Here is a 16,880-nt window from a genome sequence, read left to right as displayed (position 1 = left end):
ATCCTATCGTACCTCAAGGATTCAAACAGCACCGCTTTTGCCGACTGCAGCATCTTGTTTTATGGTTCACCAGCTGATGCCCTTGAGTCCATACTTACATAGGAAAGCAGTATTACAATAGAAAGATATTTCCGTTCGCAAAATTGTATTAGATTTTAAAATACCCTCCTGAAAGGATATCTAAAAACAAGTGCTGTTCTTTCAGTGCAAACAAAGATTTTGATTTACTGGTATTACCAGGTCAGGAGCACCATTATATTGGTGCATACAACTATTATTTTGAGCGAAAGAAAAGGGATTATTTTTCGAAATACCTAAAGTAAATTAGCAGAGATATTGGTAAAAAAAAAGAGGTTGCTTCATAACGAGGCAACCTCTTTTTTTATGCTTTAATCTTCGAAAGGACAGCCTTTCTCTTGAGAAAACACACCTCTATATTGATCAAATGCTACCCAACTTCTAATTGTACCATCACTCATTACACGATTGCTCGTGCAATATCTTTATTTGTAAAGCAATAATTCATATATAAATGGAGGATTCATTACTTTCTATTTAGAAAGCTTAATTAATATCCAATTGTAAAACGCTCGTAGTGATGTGCGGGAGTTTCATATTCATCAATCATGGCTTTTGCATAATCCTGAACTGATATTTTACTTTCTCCTTTATCGTTTACAATTAAATCATCTTTGCCTAAGCGATACTCGCCTGTGCGCTCGCCCGGCTCAATGGTTCCTGCTGGCGAAAAGAATACCCAGTCAATATCTTTTTCCTGTGTTAAAGTATTTAAATAAAATTCGCCAAGAGATTTCACACCACCCATTATTTCTTCAGGAATAGCACCAGAATCAACAACGCGTAAACCAGGAGCAACAAATAGCGTTCCTGCTCCACCAACAATGAGCAAACGTTTTACTCCTGCATTTTTTACCCCTTGCAAAATTGCCGGATATGTTTTCAACGTTTCATCGTAAATATTAGGATTTGCCCAGCCCGGGTTGTATGCACTTATTACAACATCTGCCTCTTTAGCTATTTCAGAAATCACATCAGCATCCGAAACATCAGCCTTAACAACCTGAAGATTTGCGTTTGAGATTTTAATTTTTTCAGGATTGCGAACTACAGCAATCGTTTTAATACCTCTGTTTAGTGTTTCATTTAAAAGAGCAGAACCAATAAATCCACTTGCCCCAATTAATACTACTTTCTTCATATCTGTACGTTTTTAATTTCTTTTATTTTGATGATGTAAAAGTACAGGCTTATGGTAATGTAGAGATAATACATGTCCGGCAGAAAATGGTAAATCTCCGCCAATGCTAATTTTTAGTGTTCTTTTCTGAATTCAAGAGGAGTTAGTTTTGTATGCTTTTTAAAGTACTTGTTGAAATAGGAAGGTTCGTCAAATCCAAGGATGTAGCCAATTTCTTTAATGCTTAAGCTACTGTAGATTAACAAGCGCTTAGCTTCTAAAATAGTTCGTGAATCAATATAAACCTTTGGTGTTTTTCCGCTGATGGCTTTAACTTCTCTCGACAATATCTTTTCGTTAACATTTAAAAGATGAACATAAAATTCAGTATTCTTATTTTCTTTATAATGTTGCTCTACTGCATTATAAAAGAGGCGGGCCACGTTATTAACAGCTAAATCTGTTGTTTTAGTAAACTGCCTTTCAGATTCGAACAGCATAATACGAAGAAAACTTTGTGCTATTTCTATTTTATAATTTGTATCTCCCTGCTTAAGTTCATTTTCGAGTAGGTCGGTTAAATTGCTAATTAATTTGGGACAGATAGTAATTGTTTTGTTTAAACGAACCGGATTAAATATTTCGGAAGTATACATGAAATTAGAATCAATTTCACTGATGTTGAAAAATGAATTGGTAAAAAGAATCAATTTTCCGGTATATTCTGATTCAACATCAAAGGAACATACTTGTCCAGGAGTAATAATTAAAAGCTCATTTTCTTTCATAAGAATCTTCCGGAAATCGATATTAAATTCAGCTTCCCCACTTGTTAACCAAACAATTTGAAAGAATGTGGCCTTATGTGGATGTCCAAGTAATTCGGGTAGTTCTTTAACGAACTTCAAGTCCTTTACCTCTATTTCAATAGGTAGTTTTTTGAACTCAAATGTTTGAATCATATTATTCATGATGCAAAAGTAATAAATATCAAAACTGAAAGGACAGGCTTCGTCTTGCTAAAATCTTTAAAATATTGCACAACCATTTTAATTCAGCTTACGCAATTGGGGTGTAATATATTGCTTTAATTTTTCTGGAAACCTTCTCGCACAAAAGCAGCGACCTATCCAGACTCTGGAAAGCTTGTCGCGCGGAAGCAGCACCTTTTCCAGAGTGTGGAAACCTTGCCGCGTGCAGTCGACACCTTTTCCAGAGCGTGGAAAGCTTGTCGCGTGGAGTCAGCAGGTTTTCCAGAACGTGGAAAGCTTGCCGCGTACAGTCGACAGGTTTTCCAGAGTTTTCAAAATTGTCTCGCAAAGTTGTGTGGAGGTGTGTAATACAGGTGGTTAGCAGTTTTTTAGTGTTTGTAAATACTCCTCTATTCCGTGATATACCTGTGATGTTGCCCCATACCTAATCCCTTTGCTCTACACTCTATGCCCTATGCTCTTCGCCTTACGCTCTTCGCCCTGTGCCCATCCTTCGTTGACTGCTAGCAGTCTTTTGTCTATTTAAAATAATATTTTATCCCATTATTGTAACTTTTTTCAAATAACGGAGTAATTTTAGGGGTTATTCCAAATGCAGCAAAATGCAACTGAGTTAATGATAGATATAATACCAGTATTGGTTTATAGATGGTTTTAATGAGGGGTGCTTGGGAATGATTTGGGATACGTTAGGTGGAGAAGAAAGATAGAGACAAAGATGAAAATATATACGACTTTAAATATTGGAGAATTTCATACGAATCATTGTGAAGATTTTTGGATTCATGAATCAATTGGTACAAATGAAAAATTGATTGCTGTACTAGATGGTTGCACAATGGGTACTGAATCAGTTTTTGCATCTATTTTGATAGGAAAAATTCTTAGAAAAATAGCAAAGAAATATTACTATCAAGAATTTGTGATTCCAAAGACTTTAAATCTTAAAAGTAAATTAAAACTGATTATTAGGGAACTTTTTATAGAGTTGAAGCATATCAAAAACCAGCTTGATTTACATACTAATGAATTGTTATCGACTTTAATAATTGGAATTGTTGATACACAGAAGAACGAAGGAGAATTGTTAACAGTTGGGGATGGTTTAATTTGTTGCGACGGGAATTTGACAGAATATGAACAGGACGATAAACCTGATTATTTAGCATATCACCTAGACGAGGAGTATGATCTTTGGTTTGACAATCAAAAGCAAAAATTATCCATAATGGAGTTTAAAGATATCTCAATATGCACAGATGGGATTTTTACTTTTAAAAACCTTCAAGAAAGAGACAAGCAGATGGAGGAATCAGAAATTATTGATTATTTGTTAAAGGATTGCTCTGAATCAAACTTTGACAATATGTTTGAAAGAAAAATAAGATTTTTAAAACAAAATATGAATCACATTGTAACAGATGATTTGGCTGTGATAAGAATAATAATGTCACCACAACAATAAAAAATGATCCTCAAACTATAGCTAATGAAGCATAAGTGGTCTTACTAATTATGGTTGGAGTTGTTTGTATGCTTTGTTTAATTGTAAAAAGGTTTATCCTAAAACCGGTGTAACTGAATTAAAAAAAATGAAAGATAAAAACTATAAAATACTATTATATCTTTTAGCATCTATTGTTTGTATTAGTTGCAAAATACAGAAAATTGAACAAGACGTTTTAACAAACTTATTAGAAACTAATGTAGAAAGAAATTTAAAAGATAACGAACGACCTAAACCATGTATATGCTCTCTTTCAGATAAAAAAGTAGTAGTAATAACAAATAATGACTGTGGGTTCTTAGAAATAGAGAATGATTCATGTTTACTTAATAGTCTTAAGACTTTTAATTCTTTTTCAAAAGATATGTATGAAGACTTTATGAAGAAAAATAAAAGTATTCGTACCATTAAACTTAATAAAGTTGATAACAAAGAAGTTTCATACATTACGCAACAAAAGATTAATAAATATCTTCAAAATGACAATTGGCAAGGCTATAATACAACAATTGTAGGTTCTCCAGTTTTTCATATATCTAGGCCAGGATTAAATAATACCAAAAGCAAGGCTCTGGTTTATTTAAGTATTACAAAGGGAAAATTAAGTGGAACAGGTTATTATTTTATCTTAGAGAAACAGCAAAACCAATGGAATATAATTGAATGTTATTTAGCTTGGATGTCATAATAAAATAAATACGGTAAAGAAAACGCAGGGAATACTGCATTGCTATATTGCTTTGGCTTTAAGCTTTTGTCAACAGTTTTTGTCTCCCTCTATACGGTGACACAACACCGAGACCAATGCATTATAAATTTTGTCCAGTACAAAAATATACTTCAAATGGTTGGATATCATTTATGATTACATTTGTAGCAGTCCTGACAGAATGAAGATAGAAAAAGCTAGAGAGTTAGAGAACAGAGAAATACTCAATTATCAAATAAAAAAATGAGTTAAGCGTGTTGTCAAATAATATTAGCAATAAACAAATAGTAATGGTTTTAATAGAACTATAAGGTTCTGAAGCTCCGAATTAAAAAAGTAGAAAAAGAATATAAATAAAGTACAAATATACCTATCCTCTGCTTTAGGACGACAATCCTCGTAACGTTTGTATGGCACAATTCCTCAAGTTTTCCCACTCATCCTAAAATAGTATTACCCGCATTAATATGCTAACTCCGATTAAAAAACTCACTGGGTGATTTGCCATACTGATTTTTAAAGGCACGGCTAAAATAGGTTAATGAGGTAAAGCCCGATTTATAGGCCGCTTCCGAAAAGCTGCACTTATCGTTATTGATTATTTCAATGGCGCTTCTTAATCTGATGATTCTGATATATTCTGTGGTGGAGCAGTTGGCCAAACTTTTAAGTTTAGTGTGTAAAAGCGATCTGCTCACGTGTAATTTGTCAATGATAAACTGCACATCCATAGACGTATTGTCAATATTTTCTTCTATTATTTTGGTTAAATCCTCCATAAATTCCTTATCCCTTTGCGAAGAGGTTAAGTCAGAAGGCGTAATATTGGTGTTTTGCGAAAAGTTTTTAATAATATTTTGTCGCGTGCGTACAATATTACTGATGTTTTGTTTTAATATTTCAGGTAAAAATGGTTTCTCTAAATAAACATCCGCACCTTGTTTTAAACCTTCGTATTGACTTTCGCTGCCCGATTTTGCCGTTAAAAGAATAATAGGAATATGCGAAGTTTCAATGCTCGATTTTAAAATATTGGTTAATTGTAATCCATCCATTTCAGGCATCATAATATCACTAACAATTAAATCGAAAGCGTTATTATTTTCTTTTATAACAGATAAGGCTTCTTTTCCGTTTGAGGCTACGGTTATATTGTATTCTTCCAAAATATCATTTAAAAATGCCAACAGTTCCAGGTTATCTTCCACAATTAATAACGAAGGGGTGTTTTTATTTTCAGGGTCAGCATCAGGTAACTCATTGGTGTTATGGTTATGGTCCTGATTCATTGGAATATCTTCCACGGCATGTTCAGCCTGATACGTTTCTGATAATTCAGCCTCAGAATAACTACTCTTGTCGCAAGGTAATACCACACTTACCGATGTACCTTTAAATAGCTCACTTTTAATATCAATGGTACCATGATGGAGCTTCACCAAATTATTTACATACGACAATCCAATACCTGTTCCCTTGTTCATTTTTTTTGCCGACTCCGCCTGAAAAAACCTTTTCTTCACTTTATTCAGTTCCTCTTCCGGAATGCCGGGGCCATTATCGTTAACAATAATAGTTAAAGTCTTTTTGTTATTTACAGTGTTAATTTCCACGGTTAAATTAACGGTATCACCTTCTTTACAATACTTAAACGAATTGGATAACAGATTAAAAATAATTTTTTCAATGATGGCTTTATTGAGCCAAACCTCTTCTAAATCATTGTTGTATGTGGTAAAGAAATTTATTTTATGATGTTCGGATATACATCTGTAGGCATCTTCAATGTTTTTAATGTATAAAAAGTCTGTGCTTTTTGACACTCTAAAATTGGTGGATGCCTTATCGATTTTTCTAAACTCAAGCAGTTCTCCCAGCAGCGAATTCAGGCGATTTACATTTAAGTATATTCTATTTAGCTGGCTTTTAACCGTTGTATCTAACTTTTGGTTCTCAATTAATTTGGATAGTGGCCCCAATATTAAGGTAAGAGGGGTTTTAATTTCGTGTGAGATATTGGTAAAAAATTCCAATTTGAAATTATTAATCTGGTCGTTGTGTAGTCTTTTTTGTCGCTCCAGGGCAATCTGCGATTTTGATTTTTGCATTCTGATGATAATGCTGTTCAGCAACAAAAAAGTAGTAAGAAATGTGATCGCATATAAAACAAAAGCATAAGGTGTTAACCAGAATGGAGGTGTTATTTTTAATTGTATTTTGTTAATGGTGCTTTCGTTTACCCATGCATCATTTGATGATTTTACAATAAAAGTATATTTGCCGGGATCTAAGTTTGTGTAAGTAGCCGATGTTTTATTACCCACATAGTTAAAGTTATTGTCAAAACCTTCAAGTTTATAAGCATAAGATATGGAGCCGGTATTGGTGTAATCGAGTGATGTATAGTTTATGGTAATGGAATTTTGGTTGTGTTTAAGGTTTAGTTTTGGCGATGAGGTGATTGATTTTATAATAGGCGAATCTTCCTCAGGTGTAATGTGTTTGTTGAATAGTAATAACTCAGTAAATTCTACAGGAGCAGGTGCCTTAAGCGCATAATTTTCAGGATTAATAGAAATCATACCTTCGTTACTGCCAAAGTAAATAATTCCTTTTGAGTCTTTGAAAGATGCTCTAAAGTTAAATTGATTAAAAGGAATGCCGGAATTGGAATCGTAATTTGTAAAAGCGTTGTCTTTGGGATTAAAGTTAATTAAACCCAGGTTGGTGCTTAACCATATTGTTTGATCATGGGCTTCCTCAATAGCAAAGATTCTGTTGGCCGGAAAACCATTGCTTTTGTTGTGGTAAGTAAGCGTTTCGGTGTTGTCATCATAAAGAATCAATCCCCTGTTATTGGTTGCGATCCATATCTTCTTTTTGCTGTCGGTAAATATCTGCGCAAAAATAAATCCGTCGCTTAGCTTCTGGTGTTTTTTTACTTGTTTGGTTTTACTGTTGTACGAGTAGATGGCTTTATAGGAGCACATCCATAAAATATCATCCTTCCATGCAAATGAAACAAATACCTGGTTCTCGAGTAATTTGTTGTTTAACCGGCTAAACCTTTTGGTATGTGTGTTATACAGAGATACTCCAACATCGGTTCCAATATAAATCAAAGAATCCTTTTGTGTAAAAGAGAAAACAAAGTCAGAACCCAGATTTGGTTCGTTGGCCACCTGAATACATCTGATATTATTATTTTGTGTATTTAATATGTTTATTCCTCCCGAGTAGGTAGCTATCCACAGGTCGTTATGAACCATCAATATATCATGCACATTTTCGTACGATAAATAGTTTTTATTGAAAGAAGCCGTCACTTTATCAATCACACCTGTTTTAGGATTCAGTTTATTAACTCCCATATCCTCTGTACCAATCCAGATATTGTTAAAACGATCTTCATAAAAGCAACTTACCACTTTGCCTCCAAGGTGATGTATTCCGGTACCGGTTTTCCAATGCGTAAACTTTGTGGGTTTGTCGCACCACAGGTTAATACCGCCAAAATAGGTTCCGAGCCATATATTTCCATCCTTATCTGCAAAGGCATTGTATATAGGGTTTGTATTTAAGCCTTCAGGAATTGTTATATCGTATTTAAAACACTTAAATTCTCCGGAGTATTCATCCCAGATACATAAGCCATTTTCAGTTCCTATCCATGCCCTGTTTTTTCTGTCAATGGCTACACAATGAACCATATTATGCGGCAGTCCTGGAGTTGTTGTAGTGGTAAATTTAGTCTGCTTGCCTGATGGATAATTTATCTTTATAAGACAGGATGCAAAGTTTGATATCCAAATATCGTTATTAATATCAGCATTAATAAACACAACTTCATTTGGGATGGTTATGTTTATTTTAAATTGACTGTAAACCTTTGTTTTTTTATTGTAAATAAGTATTCTGTCGCCTGTGGTATAGGCCACTATAATATTTTTGTTTGATGTAATTTTAAGAATTTGTTCTGTAATTGACTTGTCTAGTGATGCAGCAAAAATATTTGAAAATGAAATGTTTCCTTCTTTTAAGTTTAGCGATTTGATATTATTGTTTTGAAGAAACAATACTGTATTTGAGTTAATGCCTGTAACACAATCTTTTTTAATGCTATTATATAATGGAGTATAGGGCTTAAAACATTCAGTGTTATAGTCGAAATAATAATAAAAGTTCTGCATGGATTCCACTAGAATCAAAGAATCGTTGATGCAGGAAATGGACTGAGGTTCCAGCTCAATTTCATTATGAAGCACATCATATACCGGGAATTTTACAAAACGATTATTTTCAAATCTTGTAATGTTCTCTCTGGTGGCCACCCAAATAAATCCATATTTATCCTGTTTAATACCTTTTACATATGAGGATGATAATCCTTCTTTATTGGTATAATGAACAAACTTGGGCGTTTGAATATTTGCTGATGCTAATACTTGAAAAAATGTTATAAGAAGAGTGAATAGTGCGTATCTCATGTTTTAATCTTACTATCTCAAATTTAAATCGAACCCGGATGTAAACCCACCCAACGAAGATATTAAAAATACAATGATTTTAGATGATGAAGCTACCCCTGAAACACTGAAATTAGTCTGTTATAGTACTGATTTAATGCTTTAATATATTGATATGTTGTGTAATAGATTAGGTTTTGAGCAGTGTGGGCTAAATGGCTTGAAAACATGTGTTTGAGAAAATAACACATTTGTTTCTATTCAAATTCTACGAAAAACTGAATTTTGAAAATGATAAGTTATGTTACAAATTTAACTAATGAATTAATGAAAAGAAGTGTATTTGTTCTTCTGACAATTTTGATTGTTTTCTCACATTATTGTTCTGCAAAAAATATAGAAGTTCGCTCTCCTGATGGTAAAACCAAAGTAGAAATAAATTACGATAAAGCCATTTCATATAAGATCTATCATTCAGATCAGCTGGTACTGGATCAATCTGAAATAGCTCTGCAACTTGAGGATGGAACTGTGTTAGGTGAAAATCCTAAAGTAAAAAGTTTTCATAAGGATGTGGTAAACGAAAGCATTGAATCTCCATTCTATAGGTTTTCATCATTTACTGTTCACTACAGAAAGTTACTCACAACGTTTAAAAATGGATTTCAACTGGAGTTCAGGGTGTATAACAATGGAGGAGTTGCCTATCGCTTTATTGTTGATCAGAACAATAATCTGGTAGTAAGCAATGAAACAGCTCATTTTAATTTCGATGAGAATTATAAAGTGTATGCAGCCCATACTACCGGGAAAAAGGATCCTTTGGCAATGGCTTTTCAAAATACTTACGCTGTAACTGATTTAAATAAGGTGGATTCGAGTTTGATTTTTCTACCTATGACAGTTGATTTAAAAGAAGGAAAGAAGTTAACCATCACAGAGTCTGATTTAGAGGATTATCCCGGAATGTTTTTAAGAGTAAATCCTTCACAAAAAGGTTTTGAGGGTGTTTTTGCCGGATATCCTGCTGAAGTGGATTATTATTCGTGGCGAAGTCAGGAGCATGTAACTCAAAGAGAATCATATATTGCTAAGTTAAACGCCAAGCAACAATTACCATGGCGCATCATTTCTGTATCAGAAAAGGATATTGAAATGCCGGTTAATAATCTGGTTTATGCCTTAGCCTCTAAAAACAGGATTGGCGATTGCAGCTGGATCAAACCAGGTAAATGTGCTTGGGAATGGTGGAACGACTGGGGATTGTACCATGTGGATTTTGAGGCAGGAATTAATATGGAAACGTATAAATACTATATTGATTTTGCTTCAAAGTACGGTTTGGAATATGTGATATTGGATGAGGGCTGGTACAATGGCAAGAAGGGAGATTTGTTTGAAGTTGTGCCTCAGTTGGATATTAAAGAGTTGGTGGATTATGCAGAAAAAAGAAATGTAAGCATCATTTTATGGACCGTATTTAATGTGCTGGATCAGCAATTGGAGGAAGCCTGTAAGTATTATTCACATCTGGGTGTTAAAGGTTTTAAAGTGGACTTTTTAGACAGGGATGATCAGGAAGCGGTTAAAATGGTATACCGAATTGCAGAAAAGGCTGCTCAATATAAACTGGTGCTGGATTTACATGGTTTTTATAAACCTACCGGATTAAACAGAACCTATCCTAATATATTAAATTTTGAAGGTGTATTTGGAATGGAAGAAATGAAATGGAGTACTCCGGAAGTGGATATGCCTGCCTATGATGTTACCTTTCCATTTATACGAATGATGGCCGGATCTGTTGATTATACTCCGGGAGCTATGCGTAATGCAACCAAAAGAGATTTTCAACCCATTTATAGCAATCCATTAAGTCAGGGAACACGTTGTCATCAGTTGGCTACTTATGTGGTTTTTGACTCACCTTTGACAATGCTTTGTGATGCTCCGGTTTATTACGAAAAAGAAGATGACTTTACGAAGTTTCTATCTGATATTCCTTTAGTAGCCGATGAAACAAAAATTCTTACAGGAAAATTGGGTGAATATATTGTTACCGCCAGAAGATATGGAAATGATTGGTATATAGGTGGATTAACTAATTGGGAAGAAAGAAGTTTGAATGTTGATTTATCATTCTTAAATGCCTCAGGTATTTATAGTGCCACAATTTACCAGGATGGTATTAATGCAAATAAACAGGCTGCAGATTATAAGGTGCGTAAATTAACAGTTAATCATAAGTCGGTACTGAATATGGATTGTGCCTCAGGTGGCGGATTTGTGGTGAAGTTAACATACCATCAGCTAACAGCTAAGAAAGAACTTTGTTTGCCGAAAGAAATATATATGATTCCTGAGAACAATGATTTTAATAATGATCAGAGTGAATATTGTTATAGCCGATCATTGCAATCAGAAAACCTGGCTTTATTCTGGCATAAGGAGTATGGTGAAAATCCTATGGTAAATCCCGATTCAACCAAAAGATTTTCGCCTCAGCGCGTTATCGAGGAGTGTGAACGTTTTTATAAGTATTACACTGATGAGCTTCAAATGGTTCAGAAAGGTTGTTCGCTTACCGATACATATAAACTACTTCTGTTTGTTTTTGGAGGAGATGAGGGAACTGCCTTTGGTGGAGGTGCTGAGGATAAAGTTGGTGTTTTATGGACGCCTGCAGTGCGAATAACTAAAGAACCTTATGGTGCCTTAGCTCATGAAATGGGACATAGTTTCCAGTATTTAAGTAATGCCGATTGCGGGGCAGGGCCAACAGGACCAATCATGGAAATGTCTGCCCAGTATATGTTGTGGCAGGTGTATCCTGAATGGATGACATTTGAAAAATATCACCTGGATGCTTTTCTAAAAGGAACACATTTGTCATTTTTGCATCCCCTTAATATGTATCATTCCCCTTTTGTACTTGAATATTGGTCGCAGTTACACGGTAAAGAATTTTTTGGAAAATTAAGCAGAGCAACAAAAACAGGAGAGGATCCTGTAACAACATATAAGAGGATAACAGGTATTACGCAGCAGCAGTTTAATGATGAGATGTTTGATGCCTGTCGTCGTTTTGTAACCTGGGATTTGGACCGAGTGGAACATGTGGCTTCACAATATGCAAATCTTCACCAAACAAAATTAGTAGATGAAGGCAATGGCTGGTATAGGATTGATTCACTTAACGCACCTCAGAACTATGGATATAATGCCATTCAATTAAAGGTTCCAACAGAGGGAAACGTTGTTAATATAGATTTTAAAGGCATAGCCGGTGCTCCGGGGTATACGAATGTAAAAACAGATTATGCAGGATGGAGATATGGTTTTGTGGCCAGTTTAAAATCCGGCCAAAGAGTATATGGTGATGTGGCAAAAGAACATGAAGGTAGCGTAAGTTTTACCGTGCCGGAAAATACAGCATACTTATGGTTTGTGGTTAGTGGTGCTCCAACAAAACACTGGCCGATTAAATTTAATTGGGGAGCCCCAAAAACAGATAGTTCACAAGAGGAACAGTGGGCTTATCGATTTCATTTAAAGGGAAGTGATATTGTAAAAGTTACGAAGTAATATGGATTGTTAGATTTAAGATTTCATGTAAATGAAAGTATGATTTATTTATAATCAAATATTGTATCCCCATTGTAAGGTTATTTAGAGGCCACACTCAAAGAGTGTGGCTTCTTACTTTTGTGTTATGATAATAAAAGGAAGAAAGTAATGAATTCATTAGGTTAAAGATATTTTTATATTTCAAAGGGAATACTGGATGTGAGATCATAAAGCTACACAAGCCTTAAAAAGTGTATTATCCTCTCATATTTTTAGTCGTTGCTAAGGTTAAAAAATTGCTTTTGAAAAAAAAGGTGCATATCTAATATATGGTGAAATCATTTATATGAAATTTGAATTGAAATACTTATTGGATAATATCTTGAATAGGTATTTAAAATCAATATTAAGTTACTACTATGTATAAGGTCAATTTTTTATTTTTGTGGATCATGTTCCAAAATATAGGATTACTGTCTGTTGACATATTTTATTAATGCAAAAATCTAAATTCAAAATCTTTTTGAAATGCTCTGCTTTTATAAATAAATCAGGATGATAGCATTCATGTAGGTTACTAATTATAAGTCCATATACCTTAAGCTTCACATTTTATACTCAGGTTTAGCTATTAATTGTAATAGCATAAAGCGTTTAGTGTATGTGGTTGTGTGTTAATACATATGTTTAAAAGCAAGTACAGATGTCTATTTTAAAAGGTTATATGTTGTGTGTTTTCTGTTTTAAGTGTCGGTAAATAAGTTTATTAGTCTTTTATATATACGAAGTTAAAACAAAACGTAAGAGAATAAGAATATTCATGTTAAAACATAAGGTAATTGTATCTGAATTAAGGTGTTTACACAGGTGTTCGAATTAAAAAAACATATGTGTGAATGTGCGTAGTTTAAAATTTGCAAGTTTGAAGTAACCTTTTTTAAACTCTAATTTTAAAACAATTATTTATGGAAGAAAGCAAAAGTTATTTATTAAAAATCAATAATTGTACAAAAGTAAAGATGCAATTGTTGAGTTACTTTTTTAATCAAAGCACTCATGGCTAGGTGCTGATAAGTGAATTAATTGATTATCTAATTGGAATGAGTAAAATAATAATTGTGTAAATGAAAATTGGCAGTTATGATTTTATTTAACCGATGAAATAGATGTGTTATTTATAAACACAAGTTTAGTATTATTTAAAAAAGATCAGATTTTTTAATACTTCTTATCTGACAAAACAATTAAAAAGTGATGTAAATGAAATACAAAATTATTGTAATAATGAGGTTGTTTCTGTTTATGGCAGCACTTGTATTAGTGCCGTTGTCAGCTTCAGGGCAATCTTCTATTATAACAGGTAAGGTTTATGATGAGCAGGGATTGCCTATTCCTGGCGCTTCGATTATAAAAGTTGGGACATCCGAAGGAACTGTCACAGATTTTGATGGGAATTTTAGTATAAATGCAAGTATTGGTGATGTATTAAAAATTTCTTTCATTGGTTTTAAGAACAGAGAAATAGAAATCAAAAGCACAAAAGAACTTAAGGTTGCTATGAGCAGTGACACCAAGGATATTGAAGAGGTCATGGTGGTAGCTTATGGTGTACAAAAGAAAGAATCTGTTGTTGGAGCTGTTTCGCAAGTTTCAGGCGAAAAACTGAAAAGCGTAAAAATGGGAGGGAGTATTGAAAATACTTTGCAAGGTAGCCTTCCCGGATTAACAGTTATTATGACTGACCCTACACCAGGAGAAGAAGCAATTGGAGGATATTATGCAGCCTCTCCAATTCAGATGGCTATTCGGGGAACATCATCAATGGGTAATAATAATCCTTTAGTTATAGTAGATGGTGTTGAGCGTAAATTTTCGAATATTGACCCAAATGAAATAGCTTCAATTTCTATACTTAAAGATGCATCTGCAACTGCTGTTTATGGTGTAAAAGGTGCAAATGGAGTAATTATAGTAAATACAAAAAGAGGACGTGCAGGTGCTGTAGAACTTGATTTTTCTGCGAATTTTACAATGAAGGAAGCTGCCGTATTACCTGAGTATATGAATTCTTATGAAACGATGCTATTGCGTAATGAAGCATGGAAGAATGACGGTAAATGGGACATGCTTGTTTCAGATGAAGAACTTGAGCATTATAAAAATCAGGATTTACCTTATTTGTATCCTGATTTTAACTGGATGGACTATTTATTTGAGCCAGGGTTCGATCAGTCATATAATTTAAACGCACGAGGAGGAAATGATTTTGTTCAGTATTTTGTTTCCTTAGGTTACTTAAATGAAGGTGATATTTTTTCAGTAGGTAATGACTTTCCATATGACTATGATAAAAAGAATGCTCATTATTGGCATAGACGTTATAATTTTAGAAATAATCTTGATTTTAATTTAACAAATACAACAAAGCTTTCCGTCAATTTAGGGGGAAATATAAAGGTTTGGAATAAACCTGAAGATACTTTTACTCAGGAATTGTGGTTTTCTTCTCCTACAGTAATGGCATTTTATCCAGAAGATGCAATAAGACAGTATCCTGATGATGTAATACCATATAATCAAACCGGCACTAGACCAATGATTAATCCAGATCAGGGTGAGGTTCGTTTGAATTGGATGGGAGGACAGGGATTCATCCGTAAAAAAGCAAATGAAATTAACTCAGATTTACGCTTAACACAAGCACTTGATTTTATTACACCAGGACTTTCTGTTTCAGGATTATATTCATATAACAGTCAGGCTATTTATAATAAAACCTATCGTTTAGATCAATATTTTGGATATTATTTGGATCCTATAACACAGAAATGGATGCGTTACACTAATAATGGAGCTGAAGATTTTGATACTCCCCAGCCCCCATTGACAGTTAGTAATTCTGATGATTTGTGGCAAGTGGCACGTTCACACTATTATGAAGGACAATTAAATTATAACCGCCAATTTGAAAAACATAATGTTGGTGTAGTAGGAGTTTTCAGTAGAAGGGAATCGCGTGGAATTAATGATTTTCCACATTACGAAGAAAATTGGGTTGGTAGAGGTACATATAATTTTGATAATCGTTACTTTTTTGAAGCAAGTGTAGCTCATACAGGATCAGAAAAATTTGCACCAGGATTACGTTTTGGAACGTTTCCTGCTTTTGCAGCAGGTTGGATGGTTTCCAATGAAAAATTCTTTTTGCCAATAACTGGTGTTATGAATTCATTTAAAATTAAATATTCATGGGGTAAAGTAGGTAGCGATGCTGGTATAGACAGGTGGCTTTATATCTCAGAGTATGCAGAAGAAGATGCTTCTGTAGGATTTGGATACCCAATGCAATATTATCCATATATAAAGGAGGGACAAATACCTGTTACAGATGCTACATGGGAAGAAGCTATAAAGCAAAACCTAGGGTTTGAAATGGCTTTCTTTAAAAGTTTGATATCAATAAACGTAGACTTGTTTAATGAGAGAAGAAAAAATATGCTGCAACAAAGAATGTCTGTACCTAGTTATGTTGGAGTTAGTGAAATACGAGGTAACCTTGGAGAAACAAAAAGTCATGGTATTGAGATAGATGTTTCGTTGTATAAGCAATTAGGAAACGGATTAGGACTTCTTTTTGACGGTAATCTGTCTATGTCCGAGAATAGAGTGGTTTATTACGATGAACCTGAGAAAACGCCATTTAACTTGAGAGCAGAAGGTAAGCCTGTAGATATAGGAAGACGTATTGGTAGTTATACTCCGGGTACAGGTTTGGTAGACCAAGGATTTTATCAGGATTTTGATGAATTGTTTATATGGCCATTAGCAACAGGAGGAAGCCCAATTGAAGGAGATTTAAAATTTATGGACTTTAATGGAGATGGAAGTGTTGATAAACAGGATTGGGTAGTTGCTAAAGCACCTACAGTACCTAATGTAACATGGAATGCTAAACTAGGATTAACTTATAAAAAATGGTATGGAGATGTTTCGTTTTATGGAATCAGTGCAGTGCAAACTCCAATGAGACAAGGAGGAATGTTTTATTTGTATCCATTTTCACAAAATAAACATAATGCATATACAGCACATGCAAATCACTGGACTCCAACCAATACAAACCCGGAATTTCCATCAGTTCATACGGAAGCAACAAATCAATATAATTACCAGATCAGTAATTATTCAATGATAGATGGTCAATATGTTCGTTTACGAAATGCTAGAATTGGTTATAATTTAGAAATTCCAGCCTTGAAAACAATAGGTGTAAAGAACATGAGTCTTGCTCTTGTTGGAACTAATTTATATACATGGAAAAAACGTAGTTGGGGAGGAGACCCGGAAGGATTCAATTACGGGGTTGATTTTGGAGCTTATCCGCAAACCAAAAGATATACGTTAGAGCTAAATGTGACATTTTAATTCGAAAAACCGATTC

General features: G+C 34.0%; 7 protein-coding genes. 4 read left to right on the top strand and 3 right to left on the bottom strand.

The window, feature by feature from the left end:
* Positions 1 to 568 precede the first annotated feature (568 nt).
* The gene (locus OM075_RS07610; RefSeq protein WP_301189894.1) at positions 569 to 1,219 is read right to left on the bottom strand and encodes an NAD(P)-dependent oxidoreductase; all 651 of its coding nucleotides are present in this window, start codon (positions 1,217 to 1,219) and stop codon (positions 569 to 571) included.
* Positions 1,220 to 1,332: 113 nt separating this feature from the next.
* Positions 1,333 to 2,169 (bottom strand): helix-turn-helix domain-containing protein, encoded by an 837-nt coding sequence (locus tag OM075_RS07605; RefSeq protein WP_301189893.1) that lies wholly within the window; start codon positions 2,167 to 2,169, stop codon positions 1,333 to 1,335.
* Positions 2,170 to 2,908: 739 nt separating this feature from the next.
* Between OM075_RS07605 and OM075_RS07600 the strand changes: the two genes are divergently transcribed.
* Together OM075_RS07600 and OM075_RS07595 are read left to right on the top strand one after the other, a co-directional pair.
* Complete coding sequence (locus OM075_RS07600) at positions 2,909 to 3,655, top strand: protein phosphatase 2C domain-containing protein (protein WP_301189892.1); 747 nt, start codon at positions 2,909 to 2,911, stop codon at positions 3,653 to 3,655.
* A 127-nt stretch (positions 3,656 to 3,782) separates the two neighbouring features.
* The gene (locus OM075_RS07595) at positions 3,783 to 4,385 is read left to right on the top strand and encodes a hypothetical protein (RefSeq protein WP_301189891.1); all 603 of its coding nucleotides are present in this window, start codon (positions 3,783 to 3,785) and stop codon (positions 4,383 to 4,385) included.
* Between the two features lie 491 nt (positions 4,386 to 4,876).
* On the opposite strand, the gene OM075_RS07590 is transcribed toward OM075_RS07595, so the two are convergent.
* Positions 4,877 to 8,893, bottom strand: a complete 4,017-nt coding sequence (locus OM075_RS07590; RefSeq protein WP_301189890.1) for a two-component regulator propeller domain-containing protein — start codon at positions 8,891 to 8,893, stop codon at positions 4,877 to 4,879.
* Positions 8,894 to 9,199: 306 nt separating this feature from the next.
* On the opposite strand from OM075_RS07590, the gene OM075_RS07585 reads away from it, so the two are divergent.
* Positions 9,200 to 12,457: a retaining alpha-galactosidase gene (locus OM075_RS07585; RefSeq protein ID WP_301189889.1), complete on the top strand. Its 3,258-nt coding sequence runs from the start codon at positions 9,200 to 9,202 to the stop codon at positions 12,455 to 12,457.
* A gap of 1,242 nt (positions 12,458 to 13,699) precedes the next feature.
* On the top strand, positions 13,700 to 16,864 hold the full coding sequence (locus OM075_RS07580) for a SusC/RagA family TonB-linked outer membrane protein (protein WP_301189888.1): 3,165 nt from the start codon (positions 13,700 to 13,702) through the stop codon (positions 16,862 to 16,864).
* Positions 16,865 to 16,880: the final 16 nt, after the last annotated feature.

Origin of the sequence: Plebeiibacterium sediminum, assembly GCF_026013605.1 — a bacterium.
GTDB lineage: Bacteria > Bacteroidota > Bacteroidia > Bacteroidales > Marinilabiliaceae > Saccharicrinis > Saccharicrinis sediminus.
Note: the sequence above shows the minus strand (reverse complement) of the source record. Positions and strands in the feature narration are given on the sequence as shown.

Coding starts and splice junctions, on each gene's coding strand:
- OM075_RS07610 (WP_301189894.1), bottom strand. CDS start 1,219: ATGAAGAAAGTAGTATTAATTGGGGCAAGTGGATTTATTGGTTCTGCT.
- OM075_RS07605 (WP_301189893.1), bottom strand. CDS start 2,169: ATGAATAATATGATTCAAACATTTGAGTTCAAAAAACTACCTATTGAA.
- OM075_RS07600 (WP_301189892.1), top strand. CDS start 2,909: ATGAAAATATATACGACTTTAAATATTGGAGAATTTCATACGAATCAT.
- OM075_RS07595 (WP_301189891.1), top strand. CDS start 3,783: ATGAAAGATAAAAACTATAAAATACTATTATATCTTTTAGCATCTATT.
- OM075_RS07590 (WP_301189890.1), bottom strand. CDS start 8,893: ATGAGATACGCACTATTCACTCTTCTTATAACATTTTTTCAAGTATTA.
- OM075_RS07585 (WP_301189889.1), top strand. CDS start 9,200: ATGAAAAGAAGTGTATTTGTTCTTCTGACAATTTTGATTGTTTTCTCA.
- OM075_RS07580 (WP_301189888.1), top strand. CDS start 13,700: ATGAAATACAAAATTATTGTAATAATGAGGTTGTTTCTGTTTATGGCA.